The organism is Pelagibacterium luteolum (assembly GCF_900100665.1).
GTDB lineage: Bacteria > Pseudomonadota > Alphaproteobacteria > Rhizobiales > Devosiaceae > Pelagibacterium > Pelagibacterium luteolum.
Window position 1 is genome coordinate 17,977 of sequence record NZ_FNCS01000007.1, and the last position, 15,033, is coordinate 33,009.

Genomic DNA, 15,033 nt, shown 5'->3' on the forward strand with positions numbered 1-15,033 from the left:
GGTGACCATCGGGGGCGGGGACTACATCCAGACTGACACTGACTACTCTCGATCCGGCTTCACCGAGGCGCTTGTCGAGAATGCCGCTGTAGCGATCCTCACTGAGCTTGGCTACGAATTTCGTCCCGCAACCGAAATAGCGCCCGACGGCACTGCGCCGCTCCGCACGGCTTACGCTGAAATTGTGCTGGAGAGCGTGCTGACGGAGGCAGTTGCCCGCATCAATCCAGATGTGCCGTCCGAGGCACGCGAGGCCGCGATCCGGGAAGTCTTTAGAAGCGAGACGCCTTCGCTGGTCGAGGAAAACCGGCGCATCCACAAGCTGATAGCCGAGGGTATCGACGTCGAGTTCGCTGCCGGAGACGGTGTGTTTCGTGGCGCGAAAGTCTGGTTGATCGATTTTGACGACATCGGGAGCAATGACTGGCTGGTCACGACACAGTTCACGGTGGCCGAGAACCGTCGGACACGACGACCCGATATTATGATATTCATCAATGGCCTGCCGGTCGGGATCATCGAACTCAAAAATGCTGGCAATGAGCACGTGACCGTCGAGAACGCCTATCGCCAGTTGCAGACATACAAGGCGCAAATTCCCAGCCTGTTTCGCACCAATGCTGTGATGGTGGCGTCTGACGGCATGCTGGCCCGGATCGGCTCGCTTACCGCCGATGAGGATCGGTTTATGCCTTGGCGCAGTGTGACCGGGGCAGCCGACGATTTCACGCCGCACGGTCCCCGCGAGATGGAGACGCTGTTGCGCGGGGTGTTCGATCGGGAACGGTTCCTTGCGCTGATCAGGGATTTCACAGTCTTTGGCGATCGCGGCGAAGGGCCGATCAAGATCATCGCCGGTTACCATCAGTTTCACGGCGCACGGAAGGCACTAGACAGTGCCGTAGAGGCTTCGCGGCCCGAAGGTGACCGCAAGATCGGTGTGATCTGGCACACACAAGGATCGGGCAAGAGTTTGCTGATGGCGTTTCTCGGCGGGCTGGTCGTCCGCTCGGCGGCGCTCGAAAACCCGACGCTGGTGGTCTTGACTGACCGTAACGATCTCGACGACCAGCTTTACGGCACTTTCAGCCTGTGCAGGGATTTGATCCGCCAGACACCACAGCAGGCCAATAGTCGGGACGAACTGCGGCAATTGCTCGACCGCGCATCAGGTGGCGTGATTTTTACGACGGTGCAAAAATTCTCGCCGGAAAAGAGTGAGGAGACATTCCCGGTTCTAACTCAGCGACGCAATGTCATCGTCATGGCTGACGAAGCTCATCGCAGCCAATATGGCTTTGATGCGCGTCTCGACACCAAAACCGGGCAGCGCCGCTACGGCTTTGCGCATTACATTCGGCAGGCTCTGCCCAACGCCTCGTTCATCGGGTTGACCGGCACGCCCATCGAAGCTGATGACGTCAACACGCCCGCGATCTTTGGCGACTACATCGACATTTATGACGTCACGCGCGCGGTTGAGGATAAGGCGACGGTGCCGATCTATTATGAGAGCCGGCTTGCCCGCATCGAGTTGGACGATGAGGAAAAACCGCGGATCGACGCCGAGATCGAAGCGATCCTTGAAGACGAGGATTTGAGCGAACAGGAAAAGCAAAAGGCCAAATGGACGACAATCGAGCGTCTGGTTGGCGCTGAAAAGCGCCTCAAGCAAATTGCCTCTGATCTGGTTCAGCATCTTGAAGCGCGCGTCGAGGGCATGAATGGCGGCAGGGCAATGGCCGTCTGCATGAGCCGCCGCATTTGCGTAGAGCTTTACAAGCACATCGTCGCCCTACGCCCCAACTGGCATTCAGATGATGACGAGCAGGGAGCCATCAAGATCGTGATGACGGGTTCGGCTTCTGATCCCGAGGACTGGCAACCGCATATCGGGCCAAAGCGCCGTCGCGATCTGCTGGCCAAGCGCGCCCGCGATCCCGATGATCCACTCAAACTGGTGCTCGTGCGAGATATGTGGCTGACGGGTTTTGATGCTCCAGCAATGCACACGATGTATATCGATAAGCCTATGCGTGGCCACGGGCTGATGCAGGCCATCGCTCGCGTCAACCGCGTGTTCAAGGACAAGGCGGGCGGGCTGGTTGTCGACTACATCGGCATTGCCAGCAATCTCCAAAAGGCAATGGGCCAGTACACGGCCTCGGATCGGTCCAAGACGGGCATTGATGAAGAAGACGCCGTTGCCGCGCTCAAGGAACAGTTCGAGATCGTGCGCGCGATGTTCCACGGGCACGATTATTCGCTCGGCATCTCCGGCACGCCCCAGCAACGGCTTGTCGCACTTGCCGATGCCATCGAGTGGATCGGCCAATGGCTCGATGAACAATCGCAGCGAGAGGAGACTACCGAGGGCAAGAAAAGGGCACGGCGGCGGTTCAATGATGCCGTGCTGGCCCTCAGTGTTGCTTATGGCCTCGCATCGGCCAGCGACTATGCCAAAGCCGTCCGCGACGATATCGGGTTCTTTCAGGCCGTTCGTGCTGCGTTCTCGAAAACGTCTGTGACTGGCAAGCTGACCAACAGCGCCAAGAATTTCGCTATCGACCAGTTGATGAATGCCGCAGTCGCCAATGCCGAGATCGTCGACGTCTTGAAAGCTGCGGGCATCAAGTCGCCCGACATATCGATCTTGTCCGAGGCTTTTCTAGCTGAGGTCCAAACAATGGAGCGCAAGAACCTAGCGCTTGAAGCCCTCAAAAAGCTCATCAACGGCGAAATCACAAGCCGGTCGAAATCCAACGTCGTCGAAGCCAGGACGTTCTTTGCGCGACTTGAGGAAGCAGTCGCCCGCTACCACGCAAACGCCATTTCCACGGTCGAGATGATCCAGTTCATGATCGACATGGCCAAGGACATCCGGGCGTCGGTGGCGCGCGGAGACGAGTTAGGACTATCCCAGGAAGAACTCGCCTTCTATGACGCACTCGCAGTGAATGACAGCGCGGTGGAAGCGATGGGAAACGAGCAGTTGAGGATCATCGCTCATGAACTGGTTGAAAGCATGCGCGCGTCGGTGACAATCGATTGGCACAAAAAGGTTAGCGCGCGCGCGAAAATGCGAACGCTCGTGCGCCGCATTCTCAAGAAATATGGCTACCCGCCCGATCTAGAAGCTGAAGCGATCCAGACGGTGATCGCTCAGGCTGAGGCGCTGTTGCGGGAAGTATCCCCGGCGACGGCACCCTAAGGTTGAGGTATGGACCCAATGAGACTATTCCAGATTGCAGCGGCGGCAGTGGTGTTCATCTGTACTGTGGTTCCCGCATCGGCTGAACAAATCTCTCGTTGTGTGTTGGAGGTATATTCCGCAACCTTCTTGGACGAACCGTGTAACTTTTCCAGCGGTCGAGACGGCAGTTTCACGATGGGCGTCGGCAACACCGAAAAGGAAGTGTCTCTCTATTTCGTCTATCTGACCGTCGATGAGGACGACCCAAACGCGGGCTTCGCCTATTGGAACGGCTTTCCGCCAGAAAATCGTGCACATGATCAGCTCGGTGCGCTGAAAAGGGAAGGGGCGTGCTGGGTGAATGAATTCGTCCGCATTTGCGCTTACCGATGAACCTGGGTTCATCAGTCAGAAAGCACGCGATAGACAGATGCGCGGCCAATGTTGAGTTGGCGGGCGATCTCGGTTGCCCCCAATCCCTGCTGCCTTAGTTCTACAATCTCGACTTTTCGATTGCGTACCGTCGGCTTACGCCCCTTATACTTGCCCTCGCGCTTCGCCTTCTGGATGCCCTCGCGCTGGCGCTCCAGCATCATTTCTCGTTCGAACTGCGCCATTGCTCCAAACATCGTCAACATGAGCTTGCCCGTAGGCGACTTTGTGTCGACCTCGCTGCCGCCGAAGTTGAGAATGCGCAGACCAACTCCTTTGCGCTCCAACTGGTCCAGAATTGCAAGAAGGTCGGCGGTGGACCGTGCAAGGCGATCCAGCTTTGTTACAACGAAGGTATCGCCATCACGAACAAATCCCAGCGCATTTTCAAGCTCGGCCCGCTGCGAAACAGACGATACCTGCTCTTCGAAAACTCTCTCCACCCCTGCGAGCGCCAAATCTCGTCGCTGAGCCTCCAACCCTGCAACTTGATCAGCCGTTGATGTACGCGCGTAACCCACTAGCATTGTTCGCTCCTGTCTCTTTAGCATCTTAGATATTATAAGACATTTGTCTCACAATGTCATAACTATGTGTATGAGACGCTGTGCGAAAAATTAGCCATGTCTCGCTAGACCCCGCTCAATTGGGATGATGTCAAATCCCACCTCACCGGAGCGAGCCAGCGTCCCGCTCCCAATGGGTCTTCGAGACCGAGGTGAGGTTTCCTGAAAGCTGGTAGTGTCTCAGTTTGAAATTCAGCCTGATTGACGCCCCTATCGCACCCGCCGCCGAGATCCTATATGCTTGCCCTAGAGCATAGGAGGGATATTGATGGCGCAATATGCAATAGCATTCGACTTGGATACCGCTGGCATGAAGAGCCAAGGCGGAATGTCACCAGCTGACGTGACACGAGTTTATCAGACGGAGATACCTTCCGCGCTTGCATCATGCGGATTTACCGCACATCCGCAGGGATCTCTGTATCATACGGAACTCGATCATGATCCAATAACCGCGTTAATGACTTTGCAAAGTGCTCTTCAACAGCAGGCACCTAGTTTCTGCACGTGGGTGCGCAGGGTCCATGTATTCCGCATGGAGGAGTGGAGCGACGTTACGGCACTAATTGCAAACCGACCGGCTGCCCCTGCACCTGATGCGGAGGAGGAAATTGAAGAGCAGGAAGCAATGGCTGCGGAGTAATCATACTAACCGGACCTAAAAGATAGAAGCGCCCTGCTGATGTGATCGGCAATGCCCAAAGGTTATGTGCCTTGCCACTGGCGACGAAGTTGAGACCATCGTTGACGATGGCATAGACCGCGCCGCTAAGGCGCTTGGCACGAAGGGCGGCAGGAAGCGCGCCGAGGACACGACGTCCGAACGCCTTGCCGAGATTGCGCGATAGGTAGCAGATAAGCGTTGGGGAAAAGCTGACGGCAATTGACCGCGATAATTTTTCATGCCACACATGAGGAGGAAAAAATTATCGCGAGGCCATGTGGATGCTAGCCGAAAAGATCTATGCCGACAGCTGGGAAGCTGACGCTAGGTTGGTCCCGTTCCGGATTACACGGGCCGAACTCATCGAAGTTGCAAAGAAGACCGTCGCAGAAAGGTCTAATACCATCGACGTTGACATAGCGGGGGCGGCCGGAACATTGGCCTATCTTCACGGAAGCAGGCATCTACGGCTTCTCGCGATGTCGAAGGGCTATCAACTGAGCCGCGAGAAGAACATTGAGGCGTCGATCGATGTAAAATCGGGCATCATGATCGCCTATCAGAATGTAGATGTCGCCTGTTCCAAGTTCCGCTCTCCGAAGGCGATCCATGGAAAGAAATCGGGCTCTGCCGACATCATCGATCGTGCACAGGGTTCGCTGTTTGCACCGGATGCGATCCCGGAGATGGTCGATCTGAAATCTCTTCGTGAATTGAACTCAACGGTTTGGTATTTTTGCGTCTCCTTCACCGAGGACAGTTTTAGTGCCGAACTGTCGCTGCCGACCTCACTAAGGGGCGATAACTTTAACGGCTTTTTCGAGCGCATTTTCATAGCGCAGGGTCAGGAATGGTTTGGCAAGCCTGCCGAGACGACTGACGACGACTATGCCGAGCTTGAGCCGCGTATAATGCGCAAGTAACAGAGAATGTTCAACATTAAGCGACTTGAATTGGCCCGGAAGCGGCGCCGATATACCTCAAGGATTCTTTCCGAGAGGGCCGGCATTGCGCCGGTTACCTTGTCTCGTGTTCTGAATGGAAAACAGATACCTGACGAAGAGACTAAGGCTCGATTGATTGCAGCTCTCGGTTTTCCTCCGGGATTTTATCAACTCGACGACCCTGATGAGATTGAAACGCAGTCGGCCAGCTTTCGAAGCTTGAGTGGGATGACGGCAAAGGAGCGAGATGCCGCTCTTGCAGCGGGTTCCATTGCGTTTGAAATCGCAGACTGGTTGAACGCAGCTTATAGCCTTGACGAACCGGACTTGCTGGACTTGGAGCATGAACGGGATCCCGCTGTCGCAGCCCGAACGGTTCGGCAGCACTGGGGTCTCGGTGAAAAACCGATAGGAAACCTAATCAAGATACTGGAAGCGAAAGGCGTTCGCATCTTTTCGTTGTCCGAAACCACGAAAAATGTGGACGCGTTTTCGCTTTGGCGAAACGACGAACCCTTCATTTTTCTCAATACTTTTAAGTCGGCAGAGCGCAGCAGATTTGATGCGGCGCACGAGCTAGGACATCTCATCCTGCACAAGCACGGTGGCCCTCAATATCGCTCGGCCGAAATGGAAGCGAATTTGTTTGCTAGCTCGTTTCTCATGCCCGAAACCGATGTGAAAACGAGACTGCCTTATGTGACTAGCCTCAACAAGATCATCCAGGAAAAGCAGCGGTGGCGCGTTTCAGCAGCCGCTCTTTGCTATCGGTTGCACAAGCTCGGGATCATTAGCGACTGGCAAAATCGAACGTTCAACATCCAGCTCAATCAGCGATTTGGAAAGCAAGAGCCCCACGGCATCTTGCGTGAAAAATCCGGCATTTGGCGGATGGTTTTTGACGATCTTTGGCAGCAGAGAAAGTCCAGAGCGAGCATAGCGCAAGACCTGAGCATTCCCGAAAGCGAACTTGAAAACCTCGTCTTTGGATTGGCTGCCGAAGGCTCCAGTTCGCGCCCCGAACTTCCGGCAGAAGGACCGTCCCCCCTGCGGCTTGTGAAGTGAACCTTTATGCGTGACGCTAAGCATAGAGTTCCTATAAAGAGGGCATCAACAAGTTGCCTTTAAAACCCGTGCCCAAATCTTCTCCATGCTTTGCGGAGGCGTGTGGATGCGCGAAAGCGTCCATCGCTTGAAACGTAATATCAACGGCGATTGCAGCATGTGCCTCACCTGACAACGGCTCTGCTACTCAAGCCCTCCACCATTGGTCGCTGCTGCTCTTAACTCGGGTCCTTGTCCCCTGATTTGGGCTTCTTGCGCGACAGATAATCAATGATCGCGTTGAAGTTAATACCGAACCCAAAAAGGCTAGGCTGCAGGATTAGGAAATTGGCATAGGTGCCAAGACCACCCGCCGTTGTGTCTGACTTGACCTGTTTGCCGGCGAGCATGTCAGTGACGTTCACGAGCAATTCAAGGCGCTGAGTGTTGAAGACCGGCTCGGACGATTTCAGCTGCTTGAGCATATTGAGCGCAGTGTTCAACATGGGCATTTTTTTCGCGGCGAGTGCCACCACTCCATAGCAATGTGTATAATCTTCGAATTCCCGGCCCACCAGGAGCCGGGTATCAGCCTTTTCTAGCTCGGCCACGGCACGGTCCACCAGCCCTCGTCGAAGCAAGCACTCAGCGACGTAGACCTGGTCCAGCCCCAACCCTCCAATCGCTACTGCGTCGCGATAAACTTGTTCGGCGATCTCGAAGTTCCCGGCGTAACGATGCGTGTCGCCCAACTCCCGCAAGATTTTGGCGCGCCCCAGATCGGTCCAGCAGTCTTCTTCGAGTAGCATTTCGAATTCTGTGGTGGACCGGCGCATTAGGTCGGCATCCCTTCTGAGCGAGCCAAGCAGCTGAAGGACGCCGGCGAACAAGTGACGCTCGCGAACGTCGAAGGGATCTGCCTCGCGGGTCGACTGGGCCCGGGCGACGACATCATCCAAAATTTCCCCGGCAGTCTTTCGGTCATCGATAAGATAATACTGGATGGCCTTGCCGGTTCGGTATTGCATTTGATTGCTGCGTTCCTCGCTGAGCTGGAGGATGCGGTCGAGAATAGACATGCGATCGGCGAAGGCCAGATCGTCGAATTCGAGGTCGACATAGATCTGGAGGAGCTCAAGGTCGGTCTCCTCATTGGTTATCGGCCCCAGTTTGGCCAGCTCACGACGCCCGGCGATACGATCGCCCTTCGGCCCCAGATATGAAAGTGCCAGATAATAGCCGACCTTTCGATACCACTTATCGTGCTCGATATTGCCCCTTAGGCGGCCAAGCGCAGCGCGCCAATCGCTCCAAAGATCGAGACGGAGATAGAGGGTAAAGAGGCGCCCGACGTATGCGCCTAGGGCGTCGACGTCTATTTGGAGAAGATTGGGAAGCATGTGGGCGCGATGCATGAGCGGCGCCGTATGAGACTTGTGCCAAATCGTGTATTGAGTGATGTCAGCTCGCGCGCACAAGAGGGCACGTTCCAGCTGACCGTCCTTAATGGCCATCGAATAGGCCTTGCCGATGTTTGCGGAGGGCAGGCGCCGGTGGCAACAGTTTTTGTATTTCTTTTCCGAAGCGCAGGGACACGGAGCGCTCCACTTGGGTTTCCAGCCTCGAAATTCGCGCGCTGCCATGGACCTATTCCTTGTAAATCAGGTTGAGTATCGGTACCGCAGGCGCTGGCGTCAAATCGAGCTTCCAGGTCATCAGTTCTAATGTGGCAAGAGCGCAGTGCGAACTCACGATCAGGAAAGGCTTCGTGCCGAGCCCTGCCGTGAGCTAAGCAGCCACTATCGAGCGGCGTTGCCAGGACCACTCAGATGCGTCGGCCCCACTAATGACCCAGCACTCCTTCTATCCCGTTTACTGTACCTGGGTTCAATCTTGCTGAAACACGGCGTGCTGCGCTGAAGCTGCTGTCTTGCGCCGCCAAAGGTTGACACCTCAATTCGTAGCCGGATCTCGAAGCAGCCAATGGGGGCTCGGCAACCGAGAATATATTTCTTTTCTCGGCTTCTCATGCCAGCCAATATTGAAGGCGTTATCCAAGCTGAAAAACGTAAGCCTATGATAGGGCATCGCCTCGTGGATGTACCACGCGAGCTGTTTCCAGCTATCGGGCTCAGTTGCAGTCGCGTTGAATGATGGGATCACGACGCAGGCTGCGGCACCTATGTGACCAGCCGCATCGCGATGGTCCCAAATATGGTATGCGAAATTCTTCTCGTTTGATGCGCATTTCAACCCGTTGCGAGCGCCGAAGTCATTAAGCTTCGCGGATCGAAAGCCAGACCGCACGACAATCGGACCGAACTTCCTGACAAGTGGTTCCAGAATTTGCTCGCACAACTGGGTTCCAGTCTCGACAGCGAGATCGGGATTGTCGGGAACGTTGGCAATGCCAAACGCTGCCCCGATCTCTGAGTATAAGAATTGCCGCATATAGAAGTTTTGTGAGAGCCGAATGCGACCAAGTTTTTCCAGTCGCCAAAACAGGTCCTTCATTTTTCCGCCACCAGCAACTCGTTTTCGGTTACCACCAGTCTACATTAAGTTTTTGTCTTCTCTATGTTTTTTCCAGATTGTTCGCGCCCAGCCATTGAGAGCAGAAGGGGCGGAAAGTCGAAACCATTGCATTGGCCGATGCCAGAAACCAAGCGCGGAGAACATCGTCCTCTTGGGCGACGCCGGGATAGCGAACACGCACACATCCTTGAAAGGGATTGGCCTTTTCAGCTTCTAAGTACATCGGCATTCCCAATTGCTCTTCGAGCGCCTCAGAGGCGTTCTGGATGGCTGCATACGCCGCCTCGCCCTCCTCTCCCCTTAGACGGAATAGGATGCCCGCTGAGCCGTCGCTGAGCTTATAGACGGTCATGGAGTTGATTGGTGGCGGCATCGCCAACTTCACCCACCCCGCGCCGCCATGCCGAGGCTTGGGTTGGTCAGCGTGGTCGAACACCGCCTCGTCAATGAAGCGCTGCCAGAAGGCTCTCTGCTGCTCCCAGAGCAGGCTACGCTCCGGGTCGCCTATGTCGCCCTCATCTTGGCCGGAGCCGTCCCCATCGGGCTCCAGGTGGATGGGATATCCATCCTGCGCAACAATGACCCGATGTTTGATGACCTCGGTGCGAAGGGGCACTGAGGGCACAACCATTGTCTTTCCGTCGGACCCCTCCCAAAGCTGAAATTCCACCAGGGCGAGCTTCGACGATAACCCGCTGCTGTTGTTCAGGTGCGCCGCGATTGCATCAATGTCAGAGCGTATTCCGTCGCCTGCAATGACGAGGTTGAAATCGCCAGCTTTGAGAGAGTGCGTTACTCTGTCGACAAACAGTGCCTCGTCTAATTGAGGGAAGGCTTTTTGGGCAATCTCGAACAAGGGGTTCGGGCCGGTTAACCCCAGGCTGCTCTTTAGCCTTGCATTTAGATCTGCGTATGACCAACGCCGGAGCAGTGAGGCATATTCCAGGATTTGTGCAACGACCTCGCGGCGCGCTTGGGGATTACGCCACAATTTACATTCAACCAGGACAAGCTTGCCCTCGGCGGTGACGCCAAAGATATCAAGGAACACGGTACCGCCCTCTTTTGGAAGGCTCAATTCTCGACAGACGGGCACGTATCCAGCACTGCCTGGAGAAATGTCTGCAATCGGCAGCAGTTCAGGGCGGACGAACAATAGTTCCTGTAGCCACTTCTCGTTGCGCCCAGTTTCTGTGGAGGCGAGGGAGGAGCGGTGCAACCATTCTCCTTGTTCAAAATCATCCTCGTTCAGCACCAACGACTGCATACCACCCCCAAAGCTGCCCAGTCCGCGAGTTCTGTAGTTGAACTCCGGCAAATACGAAAATTACGCATCTCGGCATCATGGATAGTAATTCCACCCGGATCAAGGCTCCGGGTCATGACAGATCAGCTTTCCCAACTCAAAAAGTCTATCGGAAGTCGTGTTCGCTTGGCGCGAAAGATGGCTGACCTCACCCAAGAGGATTTGGGCGCCCAGGTCGGACGGTCGACCGAGGCAATCTCAAATATCGAGCGCGGTGTGAGCTTCCCGCCCATCGAGACCCTGGCAGCCATTGCCCGAGCGCTAAATGTCGAATTGGCTGGTTTCTTTCAGACCCGTGATGGGCAACGTTCACAGCGACGGACTGAGCTTGAAATCGAAATTCAGCTCAAAGTTGCTGCGATGGAAGGTGACCGAGCAGAGTTGGCGTTAAAGCTCATTGACGCGCTGCGCGAATAGCGAAAAACGGCATTTTAAACATCCCTATGGAGTGTGACATTTTTTGCCATCGCGACCGATGAAGTCCAGCGGCCTGTAAAGCAATTTGTTGCCCAGTCGACAACCGGTCTGAAAACTCTACCCGTATCATTCATAGGCTCATGCCCCCAGTGAGCTGAGCAAAAATGCTTGCAGAACTAGTTCGCCAGGCGTCCGCTTCAGTGGAGTGCCGGGTAGTCTCCTCTGATCGCCAACATATCGATGTCATGCTTTCTGGAAATTTCTTGCTTCTAGAGGGGATGGATGAACGCGCAAGGACGAAGTCCGAAGCGAGTTAAGTAGTAATAATAAATAGTGTTGTTTTATTCGTATTATTAAGGGGAGAGTATTTCATACGGAGCTGATCAAAATGCATACGGGCGCATTCAAAAAACACACAGAAAAAATATAGAAATTCATACTGGAGTTTGTGTGTTTTCGAAGGTTACCTTGAAGAACCGCTGCACGATGAAGCACTCCAGTTCGCTGAGGCTTTCGCTAGCGAACTCAACGCTGGGAAGCGCATTTGGCCACGGGACTTGGTTGCGGTCAAATATTGCCACAAGGCATTTTTGGCTAATCGGTGAGAATGCATGAACCTTGCGGGATGCTGTGTGCATTTCGTACCGGCTGATTGCACCCTGGTCCACAAGCGAGGTCAGCGCGCGTCTTACCGTCAACTTGTCTAAGCCGGTCCCAGAAAAATATGGCACGCCGTAGCTGTCGAAATGCGGTTCAGTTCTGTCCATTGGATCACGCATTCCCCGGCTGAATACGTCCAATGGGATCACCTCAATCACTTTCCTCCACGCAAGTGTCCGAGCAGAGATTGCGGCCAAGACTGCGTATTGGCTCGCCTTCAGTTTGCCGAGTAGGTAGCGTTCCATTATCTGTTTGTGGATCGCTCTTAGGTCGGTCATTACTCGTTCGCTCGCGGCATTGGTTGCATCAATTTGTCGCCGCGTTACTAGGGGGCCGCCTGGCGGGTTTGGGAAGGGCATGGGTTGGCTCGCTCCAACGTTGGAAGACACGTCTGTTAAAGTTGGCATCCTAGGGACACCTGCTCTACCGGCGCTCCTTCTTCAAATCAGGAATTGACGAAGTTTCATTCGCCTCTAGCCAAGCTCGCAGTCTTTCGACGCTGTAAAGAATTCGCTTGCCAAGTCTGGTGAAAGGGGGGCCACGACGCTCCATGCGCCATTTAGCCAACGTCGTGCGATGAACGCCTATCTCTTCAGCAAGTTCTTCGGTTGTCAGAAAGCCATCGAGGATAGTAGGGCCAACCTTGCCGCTTCCTGCCTGCCGATCTCTATCGCTTTTCATAGTATCCCTTTCTTGTCAGTGATTTTGTTCACCGATGGATAAGGGAACGATGGCGCAGGATAACTGAAAAAAACGCAGCAGAAATTTTCAGTCGTTTTGGCGACCACCCTTGGGCCTGCCGTTGCGAGCAATTGCCCGCTCCTCGATCCTCCTGTTGAACTCTAAGCCAGCGTCATCGTCTGCGGTCTGCGGATCAACGCGCATTTCCTCCTGCCGATATTGGTGATAGCGGCGGCGCCTATCGGGGTCGTGCAGTCCCTCTTCCTTAAGCGCTTGATCGAGGGGGATCGGTGCCTTCCCGGTGTGCCCGAGATGCTTATCAATCGCTCGCTTGTATAGGGCTTGGTCCTTGTCCTCGAATACGGGTCTGGCAGATGTCGACCGGAGGCGCTTCCGTTCCAAGCGAGTTAGGCCTCTAATGAGTTCTGCATATTCCCGGCACGCTTCGAAGGCCCATTGGGGAATTACCTGATCCCCATCGAAAAAGCTGCTCTTGGGCCGGCCGATTGCTATTACGAGGTACCTGAGGTCGCCAGTCTTGCGGAAAAGCCGTTCGGCATCTAGATATGCGTTTGCATCTAGGCCTTCGGGGACTTGATCAGAGGGGGCGATCTGAATTCTCCTTAGACAAAATGTTTCCGATCAGCTCCGTCGCTGCGCGTTGTGGATCATCTGAGAGATGGGCATACCGTTGCGTGGTTTGGGCTTGGGTGTGACCGAGCAATGCGCCGATCAACGGCAGCGAAGCGCCACTGCTGACGAGCAGCGAGGCGTAAGTATGCCGTAGATCATGGATCCGAACTCCTTGAAGACCGGAAGGTAACGATAGCTCATGCGCTTTCGCAAAGGAGTGTAGCTCAGCCAAAGTCGGCTGCCGATCTAGCAACGTTCCTAATTGAGCTTCTAACTCGGGGAAGCCGACGACTGATCTCCAAATATGGATGGTACCAACGCTGACAAGGTTGTCCCATGTTTTTCTCACGTCTTGAAGCGGACCCACTTTGGTGGGCGACGGGAAGACAAAACGGGTTGAGAGCATTTTTGCCTGGACCGATTTCAGGAGGGCGATGGCGGCTCCCGAAAGCGGCACCTTGTGTACCTTACGCTGTTTTGTGTGGTGAGATGGCTTGATCCATACTTCAGCACCAAAATCGATGTTGGCCCACTCCGCTTTCAAAGCCTCACTTTTGCGGGCGCCTGTCAACATGATCAGTCGAATAGCATCCAAGCTCGTCGATGGTCCGTGAGCATTCATGGCCCAAGCAAGGCTCGCGAGCTCTGCTTTGCCAAGATATCGATCACGCGGTTGTTCTGGATTTTTCCTGACGCCCACAGCAGGGTTTTTCTCTAGCCAGCCCCATCGCACCGCGAGATTTAACGCCTTTCTCAGCACCTCGATCACCCGATTGGCCCTCACCGGTCTGTCGCGCGTTATTTCGCGGTGAAGAGCATCCACATCAGCTGCAGTGAGGTCTTTTACTTTCACTTGGCTGAGCCGGGGCAGGATTAATCCCTGCCACATAGACTTGTCGTCCGCTGCCGAGCGTTGTGCCTTGGTTGGCAAGTGCTCGATGCAATAGCGGTCAAAAAGATCTTTGACAGTGGGCGCTGACTTTTCAGCGTTGCGTAGCGAGAGCGGATCACTGCCGAGATCAATCTGCCTTTTCAAATGCGCAGCCTGCTCTCGGGCTCGCGCGACAGACCATTCCGGATATGACCCAATGGTAAGGCGCCGCTCTCGCTTTCCAGCACGATAGTTTAAGATGAAAGCCTTGCTGCCGTGAGCGGTGACGCGGCAACCAAATCCTTTCAACTCGCCACAGTAAGTGATCTTATTGCCGCTTGGGGGAAACGGGAGGGAACGCACGATCTTGTCCGTCAGCTTTTCGCTCATATCGTGTCCGCACTGTGTCCGCAATCTAGTCACTATAGCGTGCGATACATCGGTATTCAACGCAACGTAGTCCACGCTAAATTTAACATGAAAAACAATGCGTTTCGCCTATATACTCAGCAATGCTAGGGTTTTCGTGAACTTGCTGAACTCAGGCTCATAACCTGAAGGTCGCAGGTTCAAATCCTGCCCCCGCAACCAATACACAAAAAAGCCCGCCGTTATGGCGGGCTTTTTGCGTTCTAGACGTCGGAATAGCGATTGAGCGTGTAGGTCCGGCAGACGACGATGAAGGCGCAGCCTTCGAGTTCGATCGTGTCGTCGGAAACCTGCGTGATGGTCCCATTTGCCGACTGGCCCCAGAGGGACAACCGGCCGTTCCAGCTGTTTTCACCCGTCGGCTCGGCGTGGTCGATGATCGTCGAGTTCATGTATTGCAGGTTCTCCTCGCTCTGGGCGCTCTCGGCGAGCCAGACAAGCGTGCCGCAGAGCGATTGACCATCATCTCCGCATAGCTCGACCTGATAGCGCGAATCCCGGGAATCGATCTCCCAAATGCCTTCGGGCGAGGCGAGGTCCTGAGCCAGCGCCGGCGGGACCATCACGAGCGCGGCAGAAATCGTGGCGAGAAGAGGTTTGAAACGCATGGCAATCTCCGACGGTTGGGTGCCAAACGTCGGACCCATGCCGCGGTTCC

General features: G+C 54.9%; 15 protein-coding genes. 7 read left to right on the forward strand and 8 right to left on the reverse strand.

The window, feature by feature from the left end; genetic code table 11:
- The first annotated feature begins 1 nt into the window (after position 1).
- Complete coding sequence (locus tag BLR31_RS12340) at positions 2-3,211, forward strand: type I restriction endonuclease subunit R (protein ID WP_244505045.1); 3,210 nt, start codon at positions 2-4, stop codon at positions 3,209-3,211.
- A gap of 18 nt (positions 3,212-3,229) precedes the next feature.
- Positions 3,230-3,586, forward strand: coding sequence for a hypothetical protein (locus BLR31_RS21380; RefSeq protein WP_143009385.1), 357 nt, complete (start codon positions 3,230-3,232; stop codon positions 3,584-3,586).
- An 11-nt stretch (positions 3,587-3,597) separates the two neighbouring features.
- Here BLR31_RS21380 and BLR31_RS12350 read toward each other — a convergent pair whose 3' ends face one another.
- Positions 3,598-4,152 carry a recombinase family protein gene (locus tag BLR31_RS12350; protein ID WP_090597038.1) on the reverse strand — a complete coding sequence of 185 codons (555 nt, stop codon included), beginning with the start codon at positions 4,150-4,152 and terminating at the stop codon, positions 3,598-3,600.
- Between the two features lie 307 nt (positions 4,153-4,459).
- Here BLR31_RS12350 and BLR31_RS12355 point away from each other — a divergent pair, with 307 nt between their 5' ends.
- From BLR31_RS12355 to BLR31_RS12370, 4 genes are all read left to right on the forward strand, one after another.
- A complete protein-coding gene (locus BLR31_RS12355; RefSeq protein ID WP_090596833.1) occupies positions 4,460-4,834 on the forward strand; it encodes a hypothetical protein in 375 nt (124 codons plus the stop codon).
- 64 nt (positions 4,835-4,898) lie between these two features.
- Positions 4,899-5,039 (forward strand): hypothetical protein, encoded by a 141-nt coding sequence (locus tag BLR31_RS12360; protein WP_244505046.1) that lies wholly within the window; start codon positions 4,899-4,901, stop codon positions 5,037-5,039.
- A gap of 97 nt (positions 5,040-5,136) precedes the next feature.
- Entirely contained in the window at positions 5,137-5,778 is a 642-nt protein-coding gene (locus BLR31_RS12365; protein ID WP_143009386.1) for a hypothetical protein, read from the forward strand.
- Positions 5,779-5,784: 6 nt separating this feature from the next.
- Positions 5,785-6,864 carry a helix-turn-helix domain-containing protein gene (locus BLR31_RS12370; protein WP_090596836.1) on the forward strand — a complete coding sequence of 360 codons (1,080 nt, stop codon included), beginning with the start codon at positions 5,785-5,787 and terminating at the stop codon, positions 6,862-6,864.
- A 218-nt stretch (positions 6,865-7,082) separates the two neighbouring features.
- On the opposite strand, the gene BLR31_RS12375 is transcribed toward BLR31_RS12370, so the two are convergent.
- The 3 genes from BLR31_RS12375 to BLR31_RS12385 form a co-directional block, all read right to left on the reverse strand.
- Positions 7,083-8,486 (reverse strand): SEC-C domain-containing protein, encoded by a 1,404-nt coding sequence (locus BLR31_RS12375; RefSeq protein WP_090596839.1) that lies wholly within the window; start codon positions 8,484-8,486, stop codon positions 7,083-7,085.
- 310 nt (positions 8,487-8,796) lie between these two features.
- On the reverse strand, positions 8,797-9,357 hold the full coding sequence (locus BLR31_RS12380) for a hypothetical protein (RefSeq protein WP_090596841.1): 561 nt from the start codon (positions 9,355-9,357) through the stop codon (positions 8,797-8,799).
- A gap of 61 nt (positions 9,358-9,418) precedes the next feature.
- Positions 9,419-10,645: a PDDEXK family nuclease gene (locus tag BLR31_RS12385; RefSeq protein ID WP_090596842.1), complete on the reverse strand. Its 1,227-nt coding sequence runs from the start codon at positions 10,643-10,645 to the stop codon at positions 9,419-9,421.
- 114 nt (positions 10,646-10,759) lie between these two features.
- Here BLR31_RS12385 and BLR31_RS12390 point away from each other — a divergent pair, with 114 nt between their 5' ends.
- The gene (locus BLR31_RS12390; RefSeq protein ID WP_090596843.1) at positions 10,760-11,101 is read left to right on the forward strand and encodes a helix-turn-helix domain-containing protein; all 342 of its coding nucleotides are present in this window, start codon (positions 10,760-10,762) and stop codon (positions 11,099-11,101) included.
- 434 nt (positions 11,102-11,535) lie between these two features.
- Here BLR31_RS12390 and BLR31_RS12395 read toward each other — a convergent pair whose 3' ends face one another.
- The 4 genes from BLR31_RS12395 to BLR31_RS12420 form a co-directional block, all read right to left on the reverse strand.
- Positions 11,536-12,039: a hypothetical protein gene (locus BLR31_RS12395; protein WP_090596844.1), complete on the reverse strand. Its 504-nt coding sequence runs from the start codon at positions 12,037-12,039 to the stop codon at positions 11,536-11,538.
- A gap of 145 nt (positions 12,040-12,184) precedes the next feature.
- A complete protein-coding gene (locus tag BLR31_RS12400) occupies positions 12,185-12,442 on the reverse strand; it encodes a helix-turn-helix domain-containing protein (RefSeq protein ID WP_090596845.1) in 258 nt (85 codons plus the stop codon).
- 598 nt (positions 12,443-13,040) lie between these two features.
- Positions 13,041-14,336 (reverse strand): tyrosine-type recombinase/integrase, encoded by a 1,296-nt coding sequence (locus tag BLR31_RS12410; protein WP_090596848.1) that lies wholly within the window; start codon positions 14,334-14,336, stop codon positions 13,041-13,043.
- A 242-nt stretch (positions 14,337-14,578) separates the two neighbouring features.
- Positions 14,579-14,983 (reverse strand): DUF2147 domain-containing protein, encoded by a 405-nt coding sequence (locus BLR31_RS12420; RefSeq protein ID WP_176762642.1) that lies wholly within the window; start codon positions 14,981-14,983, stop codon positions 14,579-14,581.
- Positions 14,984-15,033 lie beyond the last annotated feature (50 nt).